This window comes from Gracilibacillus massiliensis (assembly GCF_001458115.1).
Classification (GTDB): Bacteria; Bacillota; Bacilli; order Bacillales; family Amphibacillaceae; genus Gracilibacillus; species Gracilibacillus massiliensis.
Genome location: NZ_CZRP01000013.1, coordinates 1361246 through 1383488, shown reverse-complemented (window position 1 = coordinate 1383488; position 22243 = coordinate 1361246). Strand labels below are relative to the sequence as shown.

Sequence of the window (22243 nt, the reverse complement as noted above, 5' to 3'; positions counted from 1 at the left end):
GACGATATGAGTGAAATACTGCGCGAGATTGGAATGATTGCGAGGGCATTAGATTCAATCAGTAATATAGAATTTAAAGAATATGAGCTTGCGAAGGGGCAATATTTGTACCTGGTGCGAATTTGCGAAAATCCAGGCATCATACAGGAAAAGGTAGCGGAAATGATAAAAGTAGACCGAACAACAGCAGCTCGATCGATAAAAAAGCTTGAAATTAAAGGTTTTATTGAAAAGAAAGAGGATCAGCATAACAGAAAAATAAAGAAGCTCTTTCCTACAGAAAAAGGAAAACAGATCTATCCTTTTATAAAGAGAGAAAATGATTATTCCAATACTGTTGCATTAGAAGGATTATCCGAAAAAGAAATAGAAACCGTATCAAATCTCCTTCAAAGAGTAAGAAAAAATATAGAAAAAGACTGGGAATATGTAAAAAAAGGGAACAAGAGAAATTATTGATGGTAAGGAGCGACTGGTAGAAATGACGATGAAAATAAGAAAGTGCACTCTTGAAGATTCTATCCCACTTCAGAAAATTAGCTGTGATGTTTTTAGTGAAACATTTAAGCATCAGAATTCTCCTGAAAACATGGAGGCTTATTTAAATAGTGCGTTCAACTTAAAACAGGTAGAAAAAGAACTGTCCACGATTTGTTCTCAATTCTTTTTTGTTTATTTTGATAATGAGATCGCAGGCTATTTAAAGGTCAATACCGATGGTGCTCAGTCGGAAGATATGGGTAAAGACGCACTTGAAATTGAACGAATTTATATCAAGAAAAAATTCCAAAAAAACGGAATAGGTAAATTGCTACTAAATAAAGCTACAGAAATTGCAATACAGCATAATAAAAAGAAAATCTGGCTAGGTGTATGGGAAAAAAATGAAAACGCCATAGCCTTTTACAAGAAAATGGGATTTATCCAAACTGGAAAACACCCATTTTATTTAGGAGACGAAGAACAAACAGACCTCATTATGGTGAAACATGGGGACGGTTCTCCTGTTTCATTCAGCCTTGAATAAATAGAAGCACCCAATGTTAAACTATCCTTTAGATGTAAGAGCACCTAGTTGTTTTTAAGTTTAACCCGAAATTATCACAAGAAAAACAACAAATACTTATCAATCAGTTGAAATCTTTAAAAGATGCAATTCTTGGCAATATCGAACTAACAACAGGACATAATGTAACAGAAGAAATTGATCGTGCCAATGGTTATTCCATGGACCGCACCCTGCACATCAAGAGTTTGTTCAGCAGCTGCACGGCATCATTCATGATGTGATCCTGGTTGATTGTGCGATTTGAGGATTAGCAAAAACAAGAAGAAACATAGGACCGGTCGCAGTACTAAATGAAACAGCAGAACCGTCCGGGATCAGTGAAAAAGTAATGTTTTTTATTGGAGATAGTAAAGAAGGGATTCTAAACAAAGCCAAAAATTGTTTTTGTATGAATTTTCGGTAATTTTTTAGGGGTATTTGAGGCTATTAGGCGGATGCTATTGCTGCTATCCGCTTAATGTTTGTTGCTATTGCTGCTAACTTTGATTGTTGAGACACGCTGAATAGACCATATCCCCTTGCTCGAGATAGGCCATGGAATCGTTTAAGCTCCGCATTTTTCCCTTCAATAGAAGCTCTTTTTTTATATTTTTCTTTAAATTCTTCTCTCTTTTGATATTGAGATATGTCGTAGAACTCTGCCGTATTTAAACCAACTGTTAGAATTCTACGTGCTGCTTTTTTAGCGCACAAATCATGTAACGGACATGCTTTACACTGCTCGATATCAAAATAATACTTATATCCTTGCCTTTCCCCGTCCTTGTTTTTTGATGTGAAATATTTCTTTTTGACCGTGGTATTACCTTGGCTACAGGACCATTCATCCGAATCTTTGTTATAAGTAAAATTAGATTCATCTATACGATATACGGTAGAACTAACTGGAATAAAAGGTTGTGCCTCTATGGCTTCAATTGCTTCTAATATTGGTTTTCTAAAGTAAGCTTTGTCTCCATATACTTCTTCGATAGTCATTCCGCTTTTAAGTGTTAATTCCAATATCTCGTTCATGAAGCTACCATCCAAATAAGCACCGTGTCCCGTACGAACGGCCGTAATAATGCGTTCCACAGTAGTCATCATAAATTCTGCTTTAAATCCATAAAACGATTCTGTTTTACTTTTGCGACCTACCCTTGCATCTTCATCCACAATGGAGCGAACCCCTTTTTGATTTATAAATTTAGGGTCATAAAGAATGTCCTTCGCCTTCTGAATCCAGGAGCTGGTAAGCTCATGATCGGTTTTCTTAATTGTATTTGCCATAATGTGCGTGGCATCTATGCTCACACTACTCCCTTGTAATATGCCGTTTTCCACACATTGACGTACCATTTCTGTGAGGATACCATCAAGTGTATCCTCTCCAAGACGATGTGTTCTAAATTTGGAAAGAAGACTCTTGTCGGGTAATTCATCTTCAGGATTAATGCCTATAAAGTACATGAAAGCTAAATTTAAACGAGCTTCTACTTGTACTTTTTCGTCCGATAAATTGTATAAGTGTTGAAGAAAAAGTAGCTTACACATCATTTCCGGTTCTTTTGCTGGACGCCCAAAATCTTTACAATAGGTGTCTTCTAGCAATATATTAATAAAGCTAAAATCAATGACAGAAGAAATGACTTTTAGTATATGNNCGGGATCAGTGAAAAAGTAATGTTTTTTATTGGAGATAGTAAAGAAGGGATTCTAAACAAAGCCAAAAATTGTTTTTGTATGAATTTTCGGTAATTTTTTAGGGGTATTTGAGGCTATTAGGCGGATGCTATTGCTGCTATCCGCTTAATGTTTGTTGCTATTGCTGCTAACTTTGATTGTTGAGACACGCTGAATAGACCATATCCCCTTGCTCGAGATAGGCCATGGAATCGTTTAAGCTCCGCATTTTTCCCTTCAATAGAAGCTCTTTTTTTATATTTTTCTTTAAATTCTTCTCTCTTTTGATATTGAGATATGTCGTAGAACTCTGCCGTATTTAAACCAACTGTTAGAATTCTACGTGCTGCTTTTTTAGCGCACAAATCATGTAACGGACATGCTTTACACTGCTCGATATCAAAATAATACTTATATCCTTGCCTTTCCCCGTCCTTGTTTTTTGATGTGAAATATTTCTTTTTGACCGTGGTATTACCTTGGCTACAGGACCATTCATCCGAATCTTTGTTATAAGTAAAATTAGATTCATCTATACGATATACGGTAGAACTAACTGGAATAAAAGGTTGTGCCTCTATGGCTTCAATTGCTTCTAATATTGGTTTTCTAAAGTAAGCTTTGTCTCCATATACTTCTTCGATAGTCATTCCGCTTTTAAGTGTTAATTCCAATATCTCGTTCATGAAGCTACCATCCAAATAAGCACCGTGTCCCGTACGAACGGCCGTAATAATGCGTTCCACAGTAGTCATCATAAATTCTGCTTTAAATCCATAAAACGATTCTGTTTTACTTTTGCGACCTACCCTTGCATCTTCATCCACAATGGAGCGAACCCCTTTTTGATTTATAAATTTAGGGTCATAAAGAATGTCCTTCGCCTTCTGAATCCAGGAGCTGGTAAGCTCATGATCGTCTGTCATTTGCTTTTCCACATGATCGATCACTTCTTCCAAGTAAGATTTCATACGTGCTTTTGCTTCTCGGTGATCGGATAATTCTTCATAATTTGGTATTTCAGGTAAACCATCAATTTGTTTTCCTGTTTCTGTTTCATATGCATGAACAATCATTCGTGCTAAATGCTTCATTAAACGCTCAGGCGTTTTCTTAATTGTATTTGCCATAATGTGCGTGGCATCTATGCTCACACTACTCCCTTGTAATATGCCGTTTTCCACACATTGACGTACCATTTCTGTGAGGATACCATCAAGTGTATCCTCTCCAAGACGATGTGTTCTAAATTTGGAAAGAAGACTCTTGTCGGGTAATTCATCTTCAGGATTAATGCCTATAAAGTACATGAAAGCTAAATTTAAACGAGCTTCTACTTGTACTTTTTCGTCCGATAAATTGTATAAGTGTTGAAGAAAAAGTAGCTTACACATCATTTCCGGTTCTTTTGCTGGACGCCCAAAATCTTTACAATAGGTGTCTTCTAGCAATATATTAATAAAGCTAAAATCAATGACAGAAGAAATGACTTTTAGTATATGATTTTCTGGAATTTTATCGTATAATACAGAGTGAAAACTAGATTGCTTTGAATGATTTCGAAGCATGAAGAAAAACCCCCTAATGGTTTGGTATTTGGACGTACTAATTATACCATTTAGGGGGTTTTTATAGTGACATATCTTATTAAAATGTCACAAAAATCTATTATTTAATGACTTTTTTAAAATACAGGGGAATTCGGTGACTTTTTCACTGGTCCCGAACCGTCCCCATGTTTCATTCCTTGATCCTCCGTACTATCCTTAAATTAGCTAATAGGATGAGGAATAGGATGGGATATAATACGGCGGAATACCAAAGTTTCCATGTGGTGTAATAGAAGAAGCTGGTCTGTAATGAGATCCATTCAAAAACAACAGAAAATACAGACCACGCAACGATGTAAAGTGTTTTTGCTGTTGTATTTTTAGTGAATGGAAAGTAATTTAAGAATAAAATGTTAATAGAAGGGTAAATCAGAAGTTGTGCCATAACTCCTAAATAAGAAACTCCTTCTGTCAAAAAGCCATACATGTTGGATTTGAAATCCAAAAGTATATCAACAACAAATCCGAAGCAAGTGGCAAAAAGTGCCGTAGCATAGATCTCAATTTTTGTTAATCGCTTAGGCATAAAAAACGCAATTATGTTAAATAAAATTAAACAACCAAATATTAAAATCATTCATTATCCCACCTTATATTCGATTACTTCATATTCGTTATTTTTATATCAAAAATAACGAATAGAGAGAGTATAACTACAATTGAGAGTGACCAAGCTAGGAGAGGGCGTTTGTGGTGTATCGGTAAAATGACAAAAATAACCCCTGTAAATAAGCAAGACCACACAAAATTCCATCCATTATGATAGGTGATAAATCCTAATATATTATTTATGAATTCAATGATGATATAAATCCCAGACCACAATAAGAACCATAGAAAACGTTTTTTCCACCCTTGAGGAAATCTTCCAAGATAAATCAAAACGGTTGCGGAATAAGAAACAAACATAGATAAGATGGTAATAAAGGTATGATTAGGTAATATTGCATCATGAAAAACCCACATGGAGTCATTATAAAGTATGAAATTATATAGAAAATCGCCAATGATGAAGAATAAGATAGTTGGATAGTACTTTTTCCAGTTTTTCCAATCTCCCCATAAATAACCAGCTATTATATAAAGAAAATTAATGAGAATGTACATTTAATCACTCCACCGGATTCAAGTAGTACTATCTTTCTCAAATTAAATAAAAATAATCGGTTTAAATTCATAATATAAGCAAACCATAAGCCTAAAAAGGAGTTGGATGCATGACAAACATTGGTGAATCACTTACAAATATCCTGAAGACCGTTACGGATGATGTACCTAAAAACCCATTACATGTAGGGGAAGTAATGAATTTGTGGACGTATTTAACGTTACTGGAGGAGGCAAATCGTTTTGCCGAAATTGGTTTAAATACAACATCTGATGACGAATTACGAGAAGCGATAAAACATAGTTGGGATGATTGTGACAAGCAAGCCAAAAAAATTAAAGAGTTATTTAGGGAGGAAGGCATTAGTTTACCGCCAACAACTGAACCAAAAACGAATTCAGATCCTAAGGATATTCCGTTAGGTGTTAAATTGACGGATGATGAAATTGCGAATGGGGTGGTGATGAAATTAACAACGGCGATTTCAATATGTGGAGTTGGCCTAAGTCAATCTTTACGAACGGATATTGGTGCAATGTGGTATGACTTTTTAAAAACCCGAGTAAAGTTTAGTGCCTACTATATGCCAATTATGCGAAAAAGAGGTTGGATTAAAGTCCCTCCCTATTATGTTCCTAATGGGCATCCTAACCAGTAGGCTTTGTTAAAACTGACTCGAAAAGAAGAGTCGGTTTTTCTTTTTGAAAATCAATAGAATGTATGTTCTTATTTTATGTTATACTATTTAAGGAAAGCTTTAAGGAAAAGAGGTGTCAAATGAACACACAAGTAAAAGAAACAAATGCTAAGAAAATATTAACAGAGGCAAAAGGATATTTAGATGTCGGGTTTACTCATTCGCTAAATCCCTATAGTGGCTGCGGTTTTTCATGTCTGTACTGCTATGTGAGAGAAATGCCGATCCAACGATTCAAGGATCTTCCTTGGGGAGAATGGGTCGATATTAAAACAAACGCTGCAGATAATTATATAAATGAAATTCAGAAGTTGCGGAAAAAATCGAAGCCGGTAAATATTTTTATGTCGTCGGCCACAGATCCATATCAGCCGATTGAACGAAAGGCGGAGATTACGCGCGGATTACTAGAGGCGATAATTGATTATCCGCCAGATTTTCTCCAAATTCAAACAAGAGGTCCGTTGATCAAAAGGGATCTGGACCTACTAATTAAGTTGAAAGAGAAATGCAAACTCCTTATATCGATGACAATTGAAACAGACAGAGAAGATATAAAAAGGATATTTGCTCCCTATGCACCAGGAATTAAAATACGTTTAAATGTGATGCAGGAACTTCATGATGCCGGCTTGGAAACGCAAGCGTCGATTTCTCCAGTTTTACCATTCACACCAGACTTTCCAAACGTATTAAAAGGAAAGGCTGACCATATTTGGATTGATACTTTAAGCATAGGAGACGGATCGATGGGAAAGCGGTCAGCACGATTAGGTATGCCTAAGTTATTTCAAGAAAATAACTTAGAAAAATGGTACCAGAAAGATTTGCATATTAAGGTTGAAAAGTATTTTAAGAAGTATTTCTCTGACGAAATGATAAGAGTCTCTAAAGAAGAGGCATTTCCCCGATAAAATCTGTAAGGGGGAAAGCCTTACTTCCGCAAAATCTTCTCCATCGCTTTACCTTTTGCCAATTCATCGATAAGCTTATCCAAATAGCGGATCTCTTGCATGGTAGGTTCTTCGATATCCTCGACTCGGACGCCACAGACTACCCCTTTGATCAATTGCCGTGCAGGATTCAACTGGGGAGCTTCCGCAAAGAACGTCTCAAAGTCTGTCTCATTTTCGAGCTGAGTTTCGAACGCTTCCTGACTATATCCAGTTAACCAACGGATAATTTCATCAACTTCCGCTTTTGTTCGTCCCTTTTTCTCTGCTTTTGTGACATAATGAGGATAGACTTTTGCTACACTCATTGTATAAATCTTATGTTTGGGCATGATAGAGCCTCCTTTAAAGAGATATATTCCTATTATACACGAGAACCTGCCTGGCATTAAATTGAATCAACTGTTACCTTTAAAGCTGATTGGGTATAGGTAAAGAGAGAAAGTGATGAAGGAGGATGAAAATGAGCGTATATACAATAGGGCATTACAATCATTCAAAAGAAAAGTTTCTATCATTACTACATTCTAAAGAGATTGATTGTGTAGTGGATGTTCGTTCAATGCCGGGAAGTAATAGAAATCCTCATTTCAATAAAGATCAGATAAAAGAGTGGTTGGCGAAGGCGTCTATTAAGTATTCACACATTCCGAATCTTGGTGGCCGAAGAAGTAGGTCAGGTGAAGTTGGTAAAGTGTTAAACGCAGGGTGGAATAATCAATCTTTTCATAATTATGCAGATTACACATTAACAAAGGACTTTCAACGGGCAATAGAAGGGCTGAAGTCACTAATAAAAAGTTATCGTGTTGTGATAATGTGCTCAGAGCGCCATCCTTCAAGATGTCATCGATTAATCATAAGTAATTACCTGAAAGCAAATAGTTATCCTGTTATTCATATCATTCCTGATGCAGAAGCGAATCCTGAATACGTGGAACACCAATTAGGACAGTGGGGAGCCATGCCTGTCATAGAAGAGGATGGAACGGTTGTTTATCCAGATTTATATTAATATCATATACGAGGAGAGTTGAACATGTCAGAGCCGATCACGAATATCCCGATTCCTGCTATTTTAGAGATAAATAAAGGTGCTATTTTTCAAATAGAGAAAATACTGCAAAAACATGGCTTTCAGCGTGTTGCTGTTTTATTTGACGATTTTACTTATGAACATTATCAACCTACCGTTAAAACATCCACCTCACAACTTAAACTGGAAATGATTAAAATGCCATCTGATCTAGATATTCAAGCTTTAATTGCACAGGCATTTGATATGGAACAATATGATGTAATTGTTGCAATTGGAGGTGGTTCGTTAATAGATTATGGAAAGTATATCGCTTATTCCCGACGTGTCCCATTTATCAGCTTTCCAACTTCTGCTTCCAATGACGGGTTTGCTAGCAGTAATTGTTCATTAATCGTCAATAATAAAAAAACAACCGTGCCAGCAAAGGTTCCCTACGGTATTATCGTGGATTTAGATATCATTCAACAAGCACCAGCAAAGTTTATTTTAGCAGGTATTGGCGATTTAATGTCAAATATTACAGCTTTATATGATTGGAGTTTTGAAGAAAAGAACCAATCTGTCACAGTCAATCACTTTGCTGCCATGTTAAGTAAAAAAGCAGTCAATAGTTTTATCCGTACCCCGATGGAAGATATCCAACAGCCTATTTTTATAAAAGAGCTAGTGAGCTCCTTAACGATGGGCGGAATTGCTACCGTCATTAGTGGAAATAGTTCTCCTATAAGCGGATCTGAGCATTTAATTTCACATGCGTTAGATAAAATAGCAGAGGTACCTGCTATGCATGGTATTCAAGTAGGAATAGCTACATACATTATGTCCAATGTTCAAAACCACCGTGCAGAAAGAATGCACAAAGTCTTTACACGTACAGGCTTTTTTGATTATGTGAAAAAAGCAGGTTTACAGAAACGAGAATTCCAACAAGCTGTAGAGTATGCACCTCAAATTAAGCCAAATCGTTATACCTATTTGCATGAGCAAAAATATCGCCAACAAGCATTGGAATTTATCGACAGTGATCCGATACTGCAAGAGCTCCTTCAGTGAATGTTTCGTTTAACAACCCGTTTAAAAACAATGACGAACACAACGACAACAATAGAGCATCCCAATATTACTGCTGCCAACATCCCTAAACCAATGCCATACCAAGCATCAATTGTTATGGCTACAATAATACTTGCGATAAATGTTAACACGGCAATCGCAAAGCTAATAATCGAGGCTAAATACGTTTTTTTAGGATAATAATACAGGAAAAATACACTTAATAATCCCAGCAAAACAATATATAGAGCAGCAATCGTGAATCCGTTGATGGACATATCGATCCATTGCATTACCCATTTTTTACCTGTTGGATCGGTAGTGTCTAATGCAATTGTTTCAAGGTTTTGAGTAGATAAATCAATCGTCATCAACTCATATTCTGCGGGATCTTTTGCCCAGTTTGTGTTTGCTAAGAAAGCAATTGTATGCTGATTATGAAAAAAAGTAGGTGAAGAAATCGATTTTTGCAAGTCTGTTAATTTTTCAATAGATTGTTCCTTTATATCTAGCAAAAATAATTCGTATTCAAATGTTGTGCTCTCTTCTTCATTCGCAACTTCCGTAAAAGCCAACAGATTGCCATCTGAAGACAAATGAGGGTTATAAAAAGATTGGTTTGCTAATAACTTTTCAGGAATTAGATTCGGTTTCTCATGTGTTGTTTCTTCATTAAGAGAGTAAGAATAAATCCGTTCTTCCTCTCCATCAAATTCACTAAAGAAAATCTCTTGTCCATCTGATGAAAGAAACAAATGATTCATCGAAAAATGATCAGCATCTGTTAATTGCTTTATAGTGGTCCCATCTAAATCAGTGATAAACAAGTCAAATCCTTCTCTAGATTGTTCACCTTTTTTAAATTCTGCAGATTCCATCGCAATGAAATAAGTGTTTTTTCCATCCTGTGAAAAAATGGCGTCCGTAACATGCAAATCATTATTCGTAAGTGTTGTTTCTTCGCTGCCATCATGATTGATGACTCGAAGCGATTGAATGTTTTCTTTATTTTCACTCATATAAACAAGTTTTGATCCATCTGGTGAATAAGATGGATTTCGATCTCGCATATTCATATTGTTCGTTAATTCTTTAACATTATCCCCATTCGGATTTACCGTATAAATCGATTCTTCGCCTTCGGTAAAATAGGAAAAAGCTATTTCTGAATCATCTGGAGCTATACTAATCTCTGAACCAAGCCCAGTGAAATATTGGTATTGATCATTATCGGATAACATCGCATAGGAAATGGCACCTCCTAATAATAAAAATGCCAGTCCAATCGCTATCAAAAAAGTAGATTTCCGCTTCAAAGTCTATCATTCCTTTTCAAAACTTATTTCTTACGGACAAAACGTGAGATAATTATAAATTTTGTCCGTAAGAATGGATCTTACGGACACTTTTAATGGATTTAGTTTTTTTTGTCTATAAGAATCAATCTTACGGACAGAATTTTTAGTTTTGTGAGATTTTGTCCATAAGAATGAATCTAACGGACAAAATATAGGGATATCTCACTTTTTGTCCATAAGAATAGAGCTCCTTAAATTATTCTGCTATATATTCTTGAACTAACTCATAACACCTTTCTTTAGTTAGCTCTGCAAGCATTGTTACATATTCTAATTGTTCCATTGTCCCGCCTTCATATTTTAAAGAGGCTTGTTTAGCAGTTTCATCTCTGACTATTATCCATTCACGCTGCTTTTCTCTCAATTTGGCCATTTCTGCATCCGATAGAAGGTTTTCTAAATCACCATAAATCTCATTTAACAATCCATCCCACTTATCAAACTGGTCACTTGCTACTTTTTTCAAAGCATATGTAGAGTTATCTATTGGTTGCATTGCTTCCGTTTCTGCTTTTGCTTTGTTTAATTGGTTGAGGTATTCTTTTTGTAAATTAGTAGTAGCTTTGTTTTCAGCAGAGGTATTGCTCGCATTATTCAACTCCATCATCATTTTATCTTCCTTCGAGAGATCAGTGTATGTATGTTCATTTGAGTCGCGATTCGATTGAGCAGCTGAATTCTCACAAGCTGTTAATAGAATAACGAATAGTATAAGAAATAAGGTTATCAAAAAGGTTCTGTATTTTTTCATAAAAGTGATTCCTCCGTAAGTCTAGATGTACTGTATCTTGAAAAGGTGACAATATAAAATCTAACATAATTTTCCTTTTAGTATAAGTGGAAAAAGTGATGTAATCAAAAACGAAGAGGCTTCATCAAAAGCCATGATTCCTTAATGACATACTTATTGATCAAAAATATAGCAATATAGAAAATAATGAAATTAACAAACAGACCAGGTGATACACTTGCACCTGTTATTTCTTGTGACAGAAGATTCAATATCAATAATTCCTCTCCGTCTTCCGTATATATGGTTACATATTCAAAAGGAAATCCGTAATTATAGGCATATTTTTCTGTGTGAATTTGTGAAGGAGATGGATCTGGAATAAATAAGGACGTGACCATCACAAGACCAATAGCAAACAGAAAACTGGTTAATTGGATCACACCCTGCCCCCATCTTTTCCTCCTATATAATACAAAAATAATAATCAATCCAATAATCATGGCAGTCCACAGATAGTTTTCGGCGTTGATGCTGACCATTGACAATACGAAATATGTTGGGATTAATAATAGCAGTGGAACAATAAAAAATAATAAAGCAAACCTTACTGTCTCAATCAACATGGACATTGGACCAGATCGTTGCAATTTGTTCAATGTCATTCACCTCTTAAAAAATTTTTCCTTACCATATAAGACGATACACAACATAAAAAGGTTCGCTATTTTCTAAAGAAAACGAAACTCTTCACGGATGCTACCAATCACTAAATCAATATATAGTGATATAAATCACTTAAAAACACAATATATAGTGTTATCCTATATTGAGTAAATACACGCTTTATAAAAAGGAGAGATTTGTATATGTTTAAAAACACAACAGAAATCATTAACCAATTTCTGTCACAACAAGACAATAAACAAACCGATTATCTCAAGCATGAAAACAGCAATTATGTTTATTCCTTGCCACTTTTGAGGCATAACCTCACCAATCATGCTGAAGAACAATTTCTGATGAATCACATTCTTCCACCAAAAATAAAAGAATTGTATGAGCAGGGTATTGTTTATGTCCACGACAAGCAGCTTGCCCCCTATTGTGTATCGATTAGCTGTATCGATATAGCGACAAAAGGTATCCCATCGTTGGCTAAAAATATGATCTCATCGAAACCAACGAAGCGAATGTCGACGTTGATCCGCCACTTTAGTAATGTCGTTACCTTAATATCACAGCAAGTCTCAGGTGCTGTGATGTTAGCACAGCTATCTACCATTACAGCTTCTTATTTATTTGATGAGGAAAAAAGAGGAATTACATACACAGATGAAGAACTTCAGGAACTCTTCCAAAGTCTTATTTGGGAATTAAACATGCCACTTAGGTCTGGAGCGCAAAGTAGTTTTTCTAATATTACCTTAGAGTTTGGAAAACCATCAGAGGAAATAAAAGATCAATATATCGTAATTGGAGGAGAGGGGCGAAATATTCAATATAAAGACATACCTGCCATCTGCTTTGATCGCATTAACCAGGCGATTATTGATGTGATGAAAAAGGGAACAGGAAATGATGGGATTCCCTTTACCTTCCCGCTACTAACGGTACAAATTGATGATGATTTTAATTACCAAAATCCATTATTTATCGAACTACTAGATAAAATGTATCATTGGGGTGGTGTCTATTTCGAAAACTTTAAAACCAAGCCATTTGAAGATCCGTATTATAAAGCTTTGAATCCACTCATTCAGGCAAAAGACTCTGAAGTGAGCAGAAGTCTCTGTTGCAGGTTGCAGATCAACTTAGGAACTTTATCTAAAGCAGGTGGTGGCGTGTTCGGATCGTCAACAGGATCGACTGGTGCTGTACAGGTTCTTAATCTAAACATGAATCGAGTCCTTTTAGAATTTGGAGATGATCTCGATCTAGCCAAAGAGAAGATCCGCGAATATATGGAAGTAATGCAAGAAGCACATATGGAGAAACGAAAATGGCTGGAACAGAACAAGGAATTGTATCCGACTTTCTTTGCTTTTAATAAAGACCTGAAAAACTATTTCAATGTGTTCGCTGTGACGGGAATGAATGAAGGTCTGATTAATTCAGGCTATAAAAACGGAATAAAAGATAAAGAAGGTAAAATGCTTGCACACCAATTAATGCAATATATGACCGAGATCGTCAATGATTTCATTGTTAGAGATAAGGTCGCTTGTGGAATTGAGTATGCTCCAGCTGAGAATGCTGCGATCAAGCTTGCGCGTCATGATCTAAAATGGGCAAAAGAAAATAATCGGGAAATTTTCGTCCAGGGTGAAGGCGAGAATCCATACTTGACTAGCGGCTGTATGACGCCTTTTTCAGAAGAAGACTTTCTTGACCAATTAGAAAACAGTGCAGAATTTCAAGGATATGCTACGTCAGGTAGTGTCTTACACCATTTTCTAGAGGCAAAAGTAAAACCAGAAACTTTAGCTTCGTATTTGGATAAGATTTTTGAGAAACCGATCAATTATATTACATTGACACCAACAATTACATCCTGTATGAGCTGTGGACAAAAGATTATTGCAGAAGATGCAAAGAATATTCATATGTGTCCTGTTTGTAAGTCACAAGATATTGCGACGTTCAGCAGGGTGATTGGTTACTTGAAGATGATTGCAAGAAACAATATACATGTCGATGAACAGGGGTATTATCAAGGGAAGTATAACTTCTGGTCAAAAGCGAGAAGACATGATTGGACAATACGCAAACGTTTAAAAGAAGATGTGTTACAGGAGGTTGTTCACCGTTAATGAGCGGTAAACAGATTACTATGAAGTTATACAACAACTTTATTCGCACCTTTAGTGACCTTCCCAATCATACAACATTACTTGTTCATTCATTGTCAGGCTGTCCGCTTCATTGCTACGGTTGTCTCAACTATGACGAAATCATTGCGAATACGCCAAAAGACTATAAAACGACAGAGGATTTATACGACTATTTGATCAAAAGCGGTTATTTGTTTGATGCTGTGATGTTCAGTGGAGGCGAATTTTTAATAAACCCCTTTAATGAAATTCGTGAACTTTTACAAAACGCAAAAGAAATTTTCGCTGGCAAGATTATTGTAACAACAAGTGGTATCTATTTTCGCAAAGTACGAGCGTTATATGACGAAAATCTCGTCGATGGAATCCATATTGATATGAAATTACCGTATCATATATTGGATGTGAAAGAAGATGCAAAAATTTATCAAGATATTATGGGGATCACTCCTAATAAAAAACTCGTCGAAGAATTGATTGCGAGTGTTGACGCAGTGATTGAACATAATACTCTTTTTGACCAAGTGCGCACGGTGAAATACCCATTATTAGATGAAGCGTTTTTTCAAGAGATCGAGCATTTTATTGAAAAGAGAAAAGTTTATCATCAAAGCATAGTACCCTATTTTTTAAATGAATTTGTGATTCCTAACAACTAGGATATGGAATTCAACCAATCAAGGTAGGGGCCCTTTGAGGGTTGAATACCCATTTTACGTAATATGCAATTTCAGGTTTTCTATATAATGAAACATGAAACAGTTAGGGAGAGTTAAGAGCATTCTACTCTCCAAATAATTGCTTCTACTGCAGTCATAATTTTATCAAAACACTAAATCTGCTGGAAAGATACCAACATAGTGTTTGGTCATTGTATTACATAGGCTTTTTGGTATTATTGATAAATATAACCTCTGCTGAATTCGCTCTAAAAAAATCGATTTCATTTTCCACCCTGAACGTTTCAACCATACGTGGAGTTCCACGCATGGAATCGATATTTTAAAAGAAAAGTACAGCACAGAAGCAGTAACCTAGATATAAGCACCATCTATTCCATACCAAGTAATAAGACCATTTTTTTAAGGGAGAGAATAATATGCTCATTCAGTCTACGAAAGCTTTGCAAAAGTACCTAAAAGTAAATCCAGAGCCAAGACAAGAACTTGCTGATCCATTACAAGGGTGGCATGCCCATTTTAAAAAAATTAATAGAAAAAACACCATTATTTTGGTACATGATCTCAGTCTTTATACCATAGTGTTGTATGGACTAAAAGCTAAGGATGTTCGTGATTTTGCCTCAGTAGCAAAACATGCAATTGTGGAAATGCTGAAAAAAGATGGATGTAATGATCAAGTCGTCTATCCGGAATTGCTGGGGGAAAGTGTATCCTACACAACAACAAAAGACAGGAAATCTGTTGCTAAGCTCAATCGCATTGCACAAGAGATAGAATTTTTTATGGACGAGGTGGATACGGATTCTCTTTTACAACCAGGCATAAGCGATTTGGTAAATAGAAATTTGTATAAATCAAGTTCAGGGGGTTACATGAAACCTATTAAGTCCTTATATCATCTTTTAGAAAACAAGATCGGATCTGAAGCATTTCAGCAGAGGGCGATTCAAGTTAAAATAACCTTGAAATTAGAGGGTATTCCAGTTTGGCGAAGGTTAGTTATACCAATAAATCGTACGTTTCGGAATTTTCATGATATAGTACAAATTGTCTTTAATTGGACGAATAGTCATCTTTATGAATTTAATCTGTATCATCAGAAACCGACCTTAACGGGTCATTATCTGCCAGCTGCTGATCTACTTCTTGTTGCACATCAGGAATCTTTTGCTTATCAAAAAGAAGGACAAACTATGAGATATGCTCATCAATGTACGTTAAAGGATGCATTAGACAAGTATAAAAGTATGGTTTACACGTACGACATTGGGGATGACTGGCAACACGTAATAGAATTAGAGAAATGGCTGGAGGGTTATGATGGGAGGTATCCCGTTTGTCTGGATGGTGAAGGAGCTACCCCACCGGAAGATGTAGGTGGAAGTGCAGGTTATCATCATTTTCTGGAAGTCATTAAATCAGAGGAAGATCCAGAGCGGGAGCAGATGCTAAATTGGGCAAAATCAGCAGGCTATCAACCATTTGATAAAGAAAAAGTGAATGAAGAATTAATAAGGAGAACATAAGAGGTCGTCGGCTTATGTTTCCTCTTACTTTTTGTTGTACAGTAGAAGATGACTTCCATTGATGGATAGAGTATTGGCGTCCGTGTATTCCTCACCTAGTTTTTTCGAGAACTCGAATCCTCAATTGAGGTACTGTGAATAATTACACCGTGATAAATTATTGGATATTATATTAATTTTCTTGTATTTTTAAGTTTGATATCGTGTGAGATAATCCTTTTTGTAAGCGATAACAAATGGGAGGTTATTAGATGAGAAAGCTTGTACTTTTAGGATTTGTATTTTTATTGATTGGTTTCTTAGCAGCATGTTCAGGAGATAGTGAGGAGGGATCCTCATCAGATGGTGACTCAGCTAGTGAAGATGCAGTTGAGCTAACATTTTGGAAGTCTGAAGATATTGGTCGGGCAGACTACGAGGCATTTATGGATGTGGTAGAGAAATTTAATGAAGAACATCCAGACATTGACCTTCAAGTAGATACAACACCGAATGCCGATTATCGAACACGCTTAAATACACAAGCAGCCGGTGGACAATTACCAGATGTTTTTCAGGTTTGGCCGGGAGCTGAGTTAGAACCACTTGTGGAAGGCGAAGCAGTACAACCAATTGATGATATTGTCAGTTATTGGACAGAGGAAACAGGGTTATTGGATGAAGAAGATTTCGAAGACTTTTCTGTTGATGGCAATCCATATGCGGTGCCAGCCAACACGAATCCAACACACATGATTTTTTATGATAAAGATATGTTAGCGGACGCGGGATACGAAGAATTCCCAACGACATATGATGAGTTTCTTGGGTTAGTAGATGAATTGAATGCCAATGATATTACACCAATGGCACTGGGTAACTCAGATGCATGGGTATTACAATCTGTTTATATTTCTACGATTGCCGATCGCTTTACTGGAAACGATTTCTTAGAAGGTGTTGCCAATGGCGAACGAGCATTTACAGATGATGATTTTGTCCAATCATTAGAAGTCATTGATGAATTAGTGAAAAAAGAAGCTTTTAATGATGACTTGAACACGATTGACAGTTCCCAAATGATCGATTATTTCCTACAGGGAAGAGCAGCAATGGTAATGGATGGTAACTGGGGAATTTCAGCCATCTTAGAAAATATGCCAGAGGACAAAAATGTTGGAGTTGCGATGATGCCATTGAATGACAAGAAAACAATAGCATCCGTAGCAGGAACTGGTGTTGCGATTAATAGTGATTTAGAAGGGGAAAAGCTGGATGCAGCACACACTTTTCTGAAATATGTCTATAATGAAGAACTATGGGAAGAGTTGATTAAAGTTGGTCGACCGATTATTGCCAATGTAGATGTACCAGAAGATGCAGATCTTCATCCCTTGCAGGAAGATATGCTGGAATTAATCGCAGAATCGGAACCAGCTCCAGTATATGATGCAACATTGATACCGGCAGTAAATGATCAATTAGAAAATGAGCTCCAGTCGATAACGGTCGGTGGTTCGACTCCGGAAGAAGCCGCTGAAAATATTCAACGTGTACAAGAAAGTGAACAGCAGTAGTTAATGTGAAATGCAGATTAGTAGAGTGTCTTACGAGATGCTCTACTTTTTGCGCCTGTGAAAATGGTATACTTTAAGTTAACTAACGATCACAAAATGGGAGTCATTACATATGCCACTTATACACTATATTAAAAACAGCCTAAAATGGAAATCGGTTATTATCTTTTTACTGCTTGTTACCATTCCCAGCGGTATCATTGGATCGATTGTTCTCTATCAATCTAATAAAATATTGAAAGAACAGATTATTACGACAACCCATCAAAATCTAGGGAACATGGAGTCGCAGCTTACCAATGTAATAGAGGAGATTGAGGATATTTCCAGATATATGATTTACAGTCATGAATTTCGTGATTTTATGACATCCCCTGCCATGTCTGGAGCAGATTATAACCATTTAAATCAGGTGCGTAGTAATTTAAGTGGATTTTTTGTTTTTCATCAGTCCGAGAAAGACTACTTTCATTCGGTCCAAATTGAAGGAGAAAATAAGCAAGTTCTGAACGTTGGAGAAACTGTAGAAGGAAATGAAAAGCAATGGATAGAAAGTGCGAAAGAGTTGGAAGGAGAAATGCTGTGGAGCACACCTTATCAGATGTATAACCAACGTACCGGTCAAGATGAAGAAGTGGTTAGTCTGTTTCGTGTGATTAACAATTTATATAACATTACAGAGCCGATTGGACATGTTAGGATTCGTCTTGACCTCCAAGCATTGTACCAGCAAGTGACAGACGGCTTTACCACAAATCAGCACCAGGCTTTTCTTGTGCATAACGAGGAAGAAACGATTACGTTATCTAATTCTGGACCAAATTTTAGTTATCAGGCATTTATTCGAAATATTCATAGCGAAGGCGAAAGTTTCCAGCTGGAAGAAAATGGTGACGTTTATTATGGTGTTTCGCGATATATTGAACCGATTGATATGCATTTAGTATCGGTTGTCAGTGAGACCTATATTCTCTCGGAAATGAAGGATATCCGATCGACCTTTGGCTATATGATTTTGATCGCCGTCTTGATGGGATTAATGACATTTGCAGGATTTGTTGTCTTTGTTGTCCGTCCGATTTTGGAGCTAACAAGAGAAACGAAGCGTCTTGAACATGGCGATTTCAAAGCGCAGGTACAAGTTCGTTCAAACGATGAAGTCGGTCAATTGGGCTATCGTTTCAATTCGATGGTCGAGCAGATCCAGCGATTAATTGATACTAAATATAAGCTCGAAATTCAAAATAAACATTCAGAATTGAAAGCGTTACAAAGCCAAATTAATCCCCATTTTCTATATAATACCTTAGACATGCTACGCTGGACAGCTCGGTTAGAAAATGCACCAGACACAAGTAAAAGTATTGAGGATTTATCGACACTGTTCCGAATTAATCTTAGTCAGGGCAAAGTATGGATTCCGTTAGAAGATGAATTAAAATATGTCAAAAGTTATATGGAATTACAGAAAAGACGGTTAGGTGATAGTTTTCATTATGCTATTTTTATAGAAGCAGGATTAGCAAAAAGTATTGTTCTAAAATTAATGCTGGAACCACTCGTGGAAAATAGTTTTAAGCACGGCTTTCGACAATCACAGCAAAATAAAAAGATTATGATTCGTTGTTATTTAAAAGAGAATGATATGGTAATTGATTGCTTGGACAACGGTATTGGCATCGACTTGGAAAAAGTTCAACAATTATTTGATGCTACTGAAGAACACGATAGTTATGCGTTAAAAAATGTGCAGGACCGCATTACCAATGCGTTTGGCAAATCGTATGGGATTGAAATTGTTGAAACCGAGACAGGGGCATGTGTCCGTATCAAGGTTCCTTGGATCAAGGATAAACAAATACTGAATCAGCTGATAGAAGGAGAGGACAGATGAAATGACATTAAATATGTTAATCGTAGATGATGAACCGTTAATATGCCAAGGTTTAGCGAATACGATTCCTTGGCAAGAGATGGATATCGAAGTTGTTGGGTCTGCGATCAATGGTAAGCAAGCATTGGAAATTATTCAACAAGAACCAGTGGATATTGTGATTACAGATGTCTATATGCCTGAAAAAGATGGCATCCAGTTATCAAAAGCAATCGTCGAACATTTTCCTCATGTAACCATTATTATGATCAGTGGTTACGAGGAGTTTGAGTATGCTCGACAAGCAATTAGGATTGGTGTAGAAGATTATTTATTAAAACCAGTCGATATCGATGAATTATGGGGATTGGTTGGAAAAGTAAAAGAGCAAATAGAAGAGAAAAGACGGCAGCAACAGACCCAGAATGAATCGATCCTGACCAATTATTTATCACAGCAATTATTTCATTTACCAGATTCCTACCATCTATCAGAGAAAATCAAGAGTCATCAATATGCTTTTCGCTTAATGCTAGTTGAAAAAAGAGACTATTATAAAACAAATCAGTCAGCATTAACTTATGACAGTTTGAAGGAAATGATTGATCAAATAGATGTCTCTTCTATTGGGATTGAAATGCATGAGAATCAGTTAGCGCTGTTTCTATATGATCAGGAGGGCATTTCAACTGAAAAGATACAGCTCCTTACATCGGCGATGCAGACCTATTTTAATAACGAGGTTTCATTAGCTATTTCCAGCTGCTATCGAGACATGCATCAATTAGCCAGACTGTATCAGGAGTTAAATACACGCTTAAGTTTCTACCGAGGAAAACAAAAGCAGGTGGTTACGGATGCTGAAAAGCTTCCACCTGTAAAGAATTTCGATGGCAACAAACAACAGATCGCTGATTTAGCTGATGCTGTTTTTCAACAGAATCAGTCGGAAGTACGGAAAATAGTAAATGAATTGTTTCGAGATTTTCAAGATAAGGCCTTAACCCTTCAACAAATAAAAAAGCAATGTCTTTTTCTGCTTGGATCAATCAAAGAAAGAGCACAGGAATCGATGTTCGAACAGCTTGATTTTCGATTAAATGAAGAGACGGATTTACTTGTTTTTAATAGTGTTAGTGCCCTTCAAGATTTTTTATTAGCGGATCTCGATAGCATGATTGATTTTGTAGAGCAATCGAATGATAGCCACTGGATTATTCAGCAAGCCAAGCAATATATCGAGAAAAACTATCAACAGGATATTAAAGCAGTAGAAGTAGCGGAAGCACATTATATTACACCTAATTATTTCAGCATGCTGTTTAAACAGGAAACAGGTCAAAATTATTCCGAATATCTCAATACGATACGAATTAATAAGGCAAAAGAGTTGCTCAGCGACACGTCGAACAAGGTTTTTGAGATAGCTGAGTATGTTGGTTACCGGGAATATAAATATTTTGTTCAGGTATTTAAGAATTATGTTGGGATTACACCTACACAATTTCGCAAACTCCATTCTATAGAAAAGTAGATATAATGTTAACTTTATAGGATTTCAGAAAAATGAAAGCCCTTTTATAATAGAGAAAAGTTAACAGTTGGAGGGAGTGGTCACATGCATTTACTTAAAAAGCCATGGATTATCGCAGTAGGTGTGATACCTGCATTAGTGATTTATCTGATTTTCAGCATTGTTCCGATCTTTATTTCCTTTTATTATTCGACGATGTCCTGGAATGGTTTTTCAGATATGCAGTTTGTTGGACTGGCAAATTTTCAGGAAGTATTGCAAGATAAAGTGTTTTGGTTATCGGTCAGAAATAATATATTAGTCGTTTTAGCCTCGGTATTTGGACAAATACCGATTGCCTTAGCCTTAGCGTTATTATTGAATCGAAAAATAAAAGGGGCTAAATTTTTCCGAACGATTGGTTTTATGCCGGTTGTTATCTCAACCGTTGTTATTTCGATCACATGGCGGATGATTTACAATTCCGAATATGGGATGATCAATAACTTTTTAGAAGCAATTGGATTAGGTTCTCTGCAGCAAAACTGGCTAGGGGATCCGACGTGGGCAATGGTTGCCGTATGTATTACGATTATTTGGCAGTTTGTTGGACTTTACTTTATTATTTTTCTATCCGCTTTGCAAACGGTGCCAAGTGAAATATTAGAAGCTGCGGATTTAGACGGGGCATCTGAGTGGCAGAAGACGATTCATGTTGTCTTACCATCGATTTGGAATATCATCTTAATATCGGTCGTTTTATGTATTAGTGGTAGTTTAAAAACGTTCGATTTAATTTTCGTGATGACTTCAGGTGGGCCTGCCAATTCAACAGAGGTTATGGCAACGTATATGTATGATAAAACATTTGAGGGGCTTCGTTACGGATATGGTAGTGCTATATCTGTTTTAATCTTTGTCTTTAGTATCGCCCTTATTTTAATCACAACGAAATTACTCCGCAGAAAAGAGGTGTAGG

Annotated in this window: 19 protein-coding genes and 2 pseudogenes; 13 read left to right on the top strand and 8 right to left on the bottom strand. The window is 36.3% G+C overall.

The window, feature by feature from the left end:
- Positions 1-6: 6 nt before the first annotated feature.
- Positions 7-459 (top strand): MarR family winged helix-turn-helix transcriptional regulator, encoded by a 453-nt coding sequence (locus BN3107_RS18285; protein ID WP_058309053.1) that lies wholly within the window; start codon positions 7-9, stop codon positions 457-459.
- A gap of 22 nt (positions 460-481) precedes the next feature.
- Positions 482-1027: a GNAT family N-acetyltransferase gene (locus BN3107_RS18280; RefSeq protein WP_058309052.1), complete on the top strand. Its 546-nt coding sequence runs from the start codon at positions 482-484 to the stop codon at positions 1025-1027.
- 471 nt (positions 1028-1498) lie between these two features.
- On the opposite strand, the pseudogene BN3107_RS18275 reads toward BN3107_RS18280, so the two are convergent.
- The 4 genes and pseudogenes from BN3107_RS18275 to BN3107_RS18260 form a co-directional block, all read right to left on the bottom strand.
- Positions 1499-2749: pseudogene (locus BN3107_RS18275) on the bottom strand (transposase); the annotation flags it as partial.
- Positions 2750-2832: 83 nt separating this feature from the next.
- Positions 2833-4299 (bottom strand): annotated as a pseudogene (locus BN3107_RS18270) (IS1182 family transposase); the annotation flags it as partial.
- A gap of 172 nt (positions 4300-4471) precedes the next feature.
- On the bottom strand, positions 4472-4918 hold the full coding sequence (locus tag BN3107_RS18265; RefSeq protein WP_058309050.1) for a CBO0543 family protein: 447 nt from the start codon (positions 4916-4918) through the stop codon (positions 4472-4474).
- Between the two features lie 23 nt (positions 4919-4941).
- Complete coding sequence (locus tag BN3107_RS18260) at positions 4942-5448, bottom strand: CBO0543 family protein (RefSeq protein ID WP_058309049.1); 507 nt, start codon at positions 5446-5448, stop codon at positions 4942-4944.
- 110 nt (positions 5449-5558) lie between these two features.
- Here BN3107_RS18260 and BN3107_RS18255 point away from each other — a divergent pair, with 110 nt between their 5' ends.
- Positions 5559-6107 (top strand): DUF3231 family protein, encoded by a 549-nt coding sequence (locus BN3107_RS18255; protein WP_058309048.1) that lies wholly within the window; start codon positions 5559-5561, stop codon positions 6105-6107.
- 119 nt (positions 6108-6226) lie between these two features.
- Positions 6227-7060 carry an SPL family radical SAM protein gene (locus tag BN3107_RS18250; RefSeq protein WP_058309047.1) on the top strand — a complete coding sequence of 278 codons (834 nt, stop codon included), beginning with the start codon at positions 6227-6229 and terminating at the stop codon, positions 7058-7060.
- 20 nt (positions 7061-7080) lie between these two features.
- On the opposite strand, the gene BN3107_RS18245 is transcribed toward BN3107_RS18250, so the two are convergent.
- Positions 7081-7431, bottom strand: coding sequence for a DUF2200 domain-containing protein (locus tag BN3107_RS18245; RefSeq protein WP_058309046.1), 351 nt, complete (start codon positions 7429-7431; stop codon positions 7081-7083).
- 131 nt (positions 7432-7562) lie between these two features.
- Between BN3107_RS18245 and BN3107_RS18240 the strand changes: the two genes are divergently transcribed.
- Both BN3107_RS18240 and BN3107_RS18235 read left to right on the top strand, forming a co-directional pair.
- Positions 7563-8114 carry a DUF488 domain-containing protein gene (locus tag BN3107_RS18240; RefSeq protein ID WP_058309045.1) on the top strand — a complete coding sequence of 184 codons (552 nt, stop codon included), beginning with the start codon at positions 7563-7565 and terminating at the stop codon, positions 8112-8114.
- A 24-nt stretch (positions 8115-8138) separates the two neighbouring features.
- On the top strand, positions 8139-9191 hold the full coding sequence (locus BN3107_RS18235) for an iron-containing alcohol dehydrogenase family protein (protein WP_058309044.1): 1053 nt from the start codon (positions 8139-8141) through the stop codon (positions 9189-9191).
- On the opposite strand, the gene BN3107_RS18230 is transcribed toward BN3107_RS18235, so the two are convergent.
- From BN3107_RS18230 to BN3107_RS18220, 3 genes are all read right to left on the bottom strand, one after another.
- Positions 9185-10507: a TolB family protein gene (locus tag BN3107_RS18230; RefSeq protein ID WP_058309043.1), complete on the bottom strand. Its 1323-nt coding sequence runs from the start codon at positions 10505-10507 to the stop codon at positions 9185-9187. The two genes, BN3107_RS18235 and BN3107_RS18230, sit on opposite strands and share 7 nt — an antisense overlap.
- Before the next feature lie 238 nt (positions 10508-10745).
- The gene (locus BN3107_RS18225; protein WP_058309042.1) at positions 10746-11300 is read right to left on the bottom strand and encodes a lysozyme inhibitor LprI family protein; all 555 of its coding nucleotides are present in this window, start codon (positions 11298-11300) and stop codon (positions 10746-10748) included.
- Positions 11301-11404: 104 nt separating this feature from the next.
- Positions 11405-11938, bottom strand: coding sequence for a hypothetical protein (locus BN3107_RS18220; protein WP_058309041.1), 534 nt, complete (start codon positions 11936-11938; stop codon positions 11405-11407).
- 210 nt (positions 11939-12148) lie between these two features.
- Here BN3107_RS18220 and nrdD point away from each other — a divergent pair, with 210 nt between their 5' ends.
- The 7 genes from nrdD (at position 12149) to BN3107_RS18185 (ending at position 22242) form a co-directional block, all read left to right on the top strand.
- Positions 12149-14092, top strand: a complete 1944-nt coding sequence (gene nrdD / locus BN3107_RS18215) for an anaerobic ribonucleoside-triphosphate reductase (RefSeq protein WP_058309040.1) — start codon at positions 12149-12151, stop codon at positions 14090-14092.
- Entirely contained in the window at positions 14092-14772 is a 681-nt protein-coding gene (locus BN3107_RS18210) for a 4Fe-4S cluster-binding domain-containing protein (protein ID WP_231735414.1), read from the top strand. The genes nrdD and BN3107_RS18210 overlap by 1 nt, the downstream gene beginning before the upstream one ends.
- A 440-nt stretch (positions 14773-15212) precedes the next feature.
- Positions 15213-16322, top strand: coding sequence for a plasmid pRiA4b ORF-3 family protein (locus tag BN3107_RS18205; RefSeq protein WP_058309039.1), 1110 nt, complete (start codon positions 15213-15215; stop codon positions 16320-16322).
- Positions 16323-16573: 251 nt separating this feature from the next.
- Positions 16574-17878, top strand: coding sequence for an extracellular solute-binding protein (locus tag BN3107_RS18200; RefSeq protein ID WP_058309038.1), 1305 nt, complete (start codon positions 16574-16576; stop codon positions 17876-17878).
- Between the two features lie 112 nt (positions 17879-17990).
- The gene (locus tag BN3107_RS18195) at positions 17991-19772 is read left to right on the top strand and encodes a cache domain-containing sensor histidine kinase (protein ID WP_058309037.1); all 1782 of its coding nucleotides are present in this window, start codon (positions 17991-17993) and stop codon (positions 19770-19772) included.
- A 1-nt stretch (position 19773) separates the two neighbouring features.
- Positions 19774-21285 carry a response regulator transcription factor gene (locus BN3107_RS18190; RefSeq protein WP_058309036.1) on the top strand — a complete coding sequence of 504 codons (1512 nt, stop codon included), beginning with the start codon at positions 19774-19776 and terminating at the stop codon, positions 21283-21285.
- A gap of 84 nt (positions 21286-21369) precedes the next feature.
- A complete protein-coding gene (locus BN3107_RS18185; protein WP_058309035.1) occupies positions 21370-22242 on the top strand; it encodes a carbohydrate ABC transporter permease in 873 nt (290 codons plus the stop codon).
- Position 22243 lies beyond the last annotated feature (1 nt).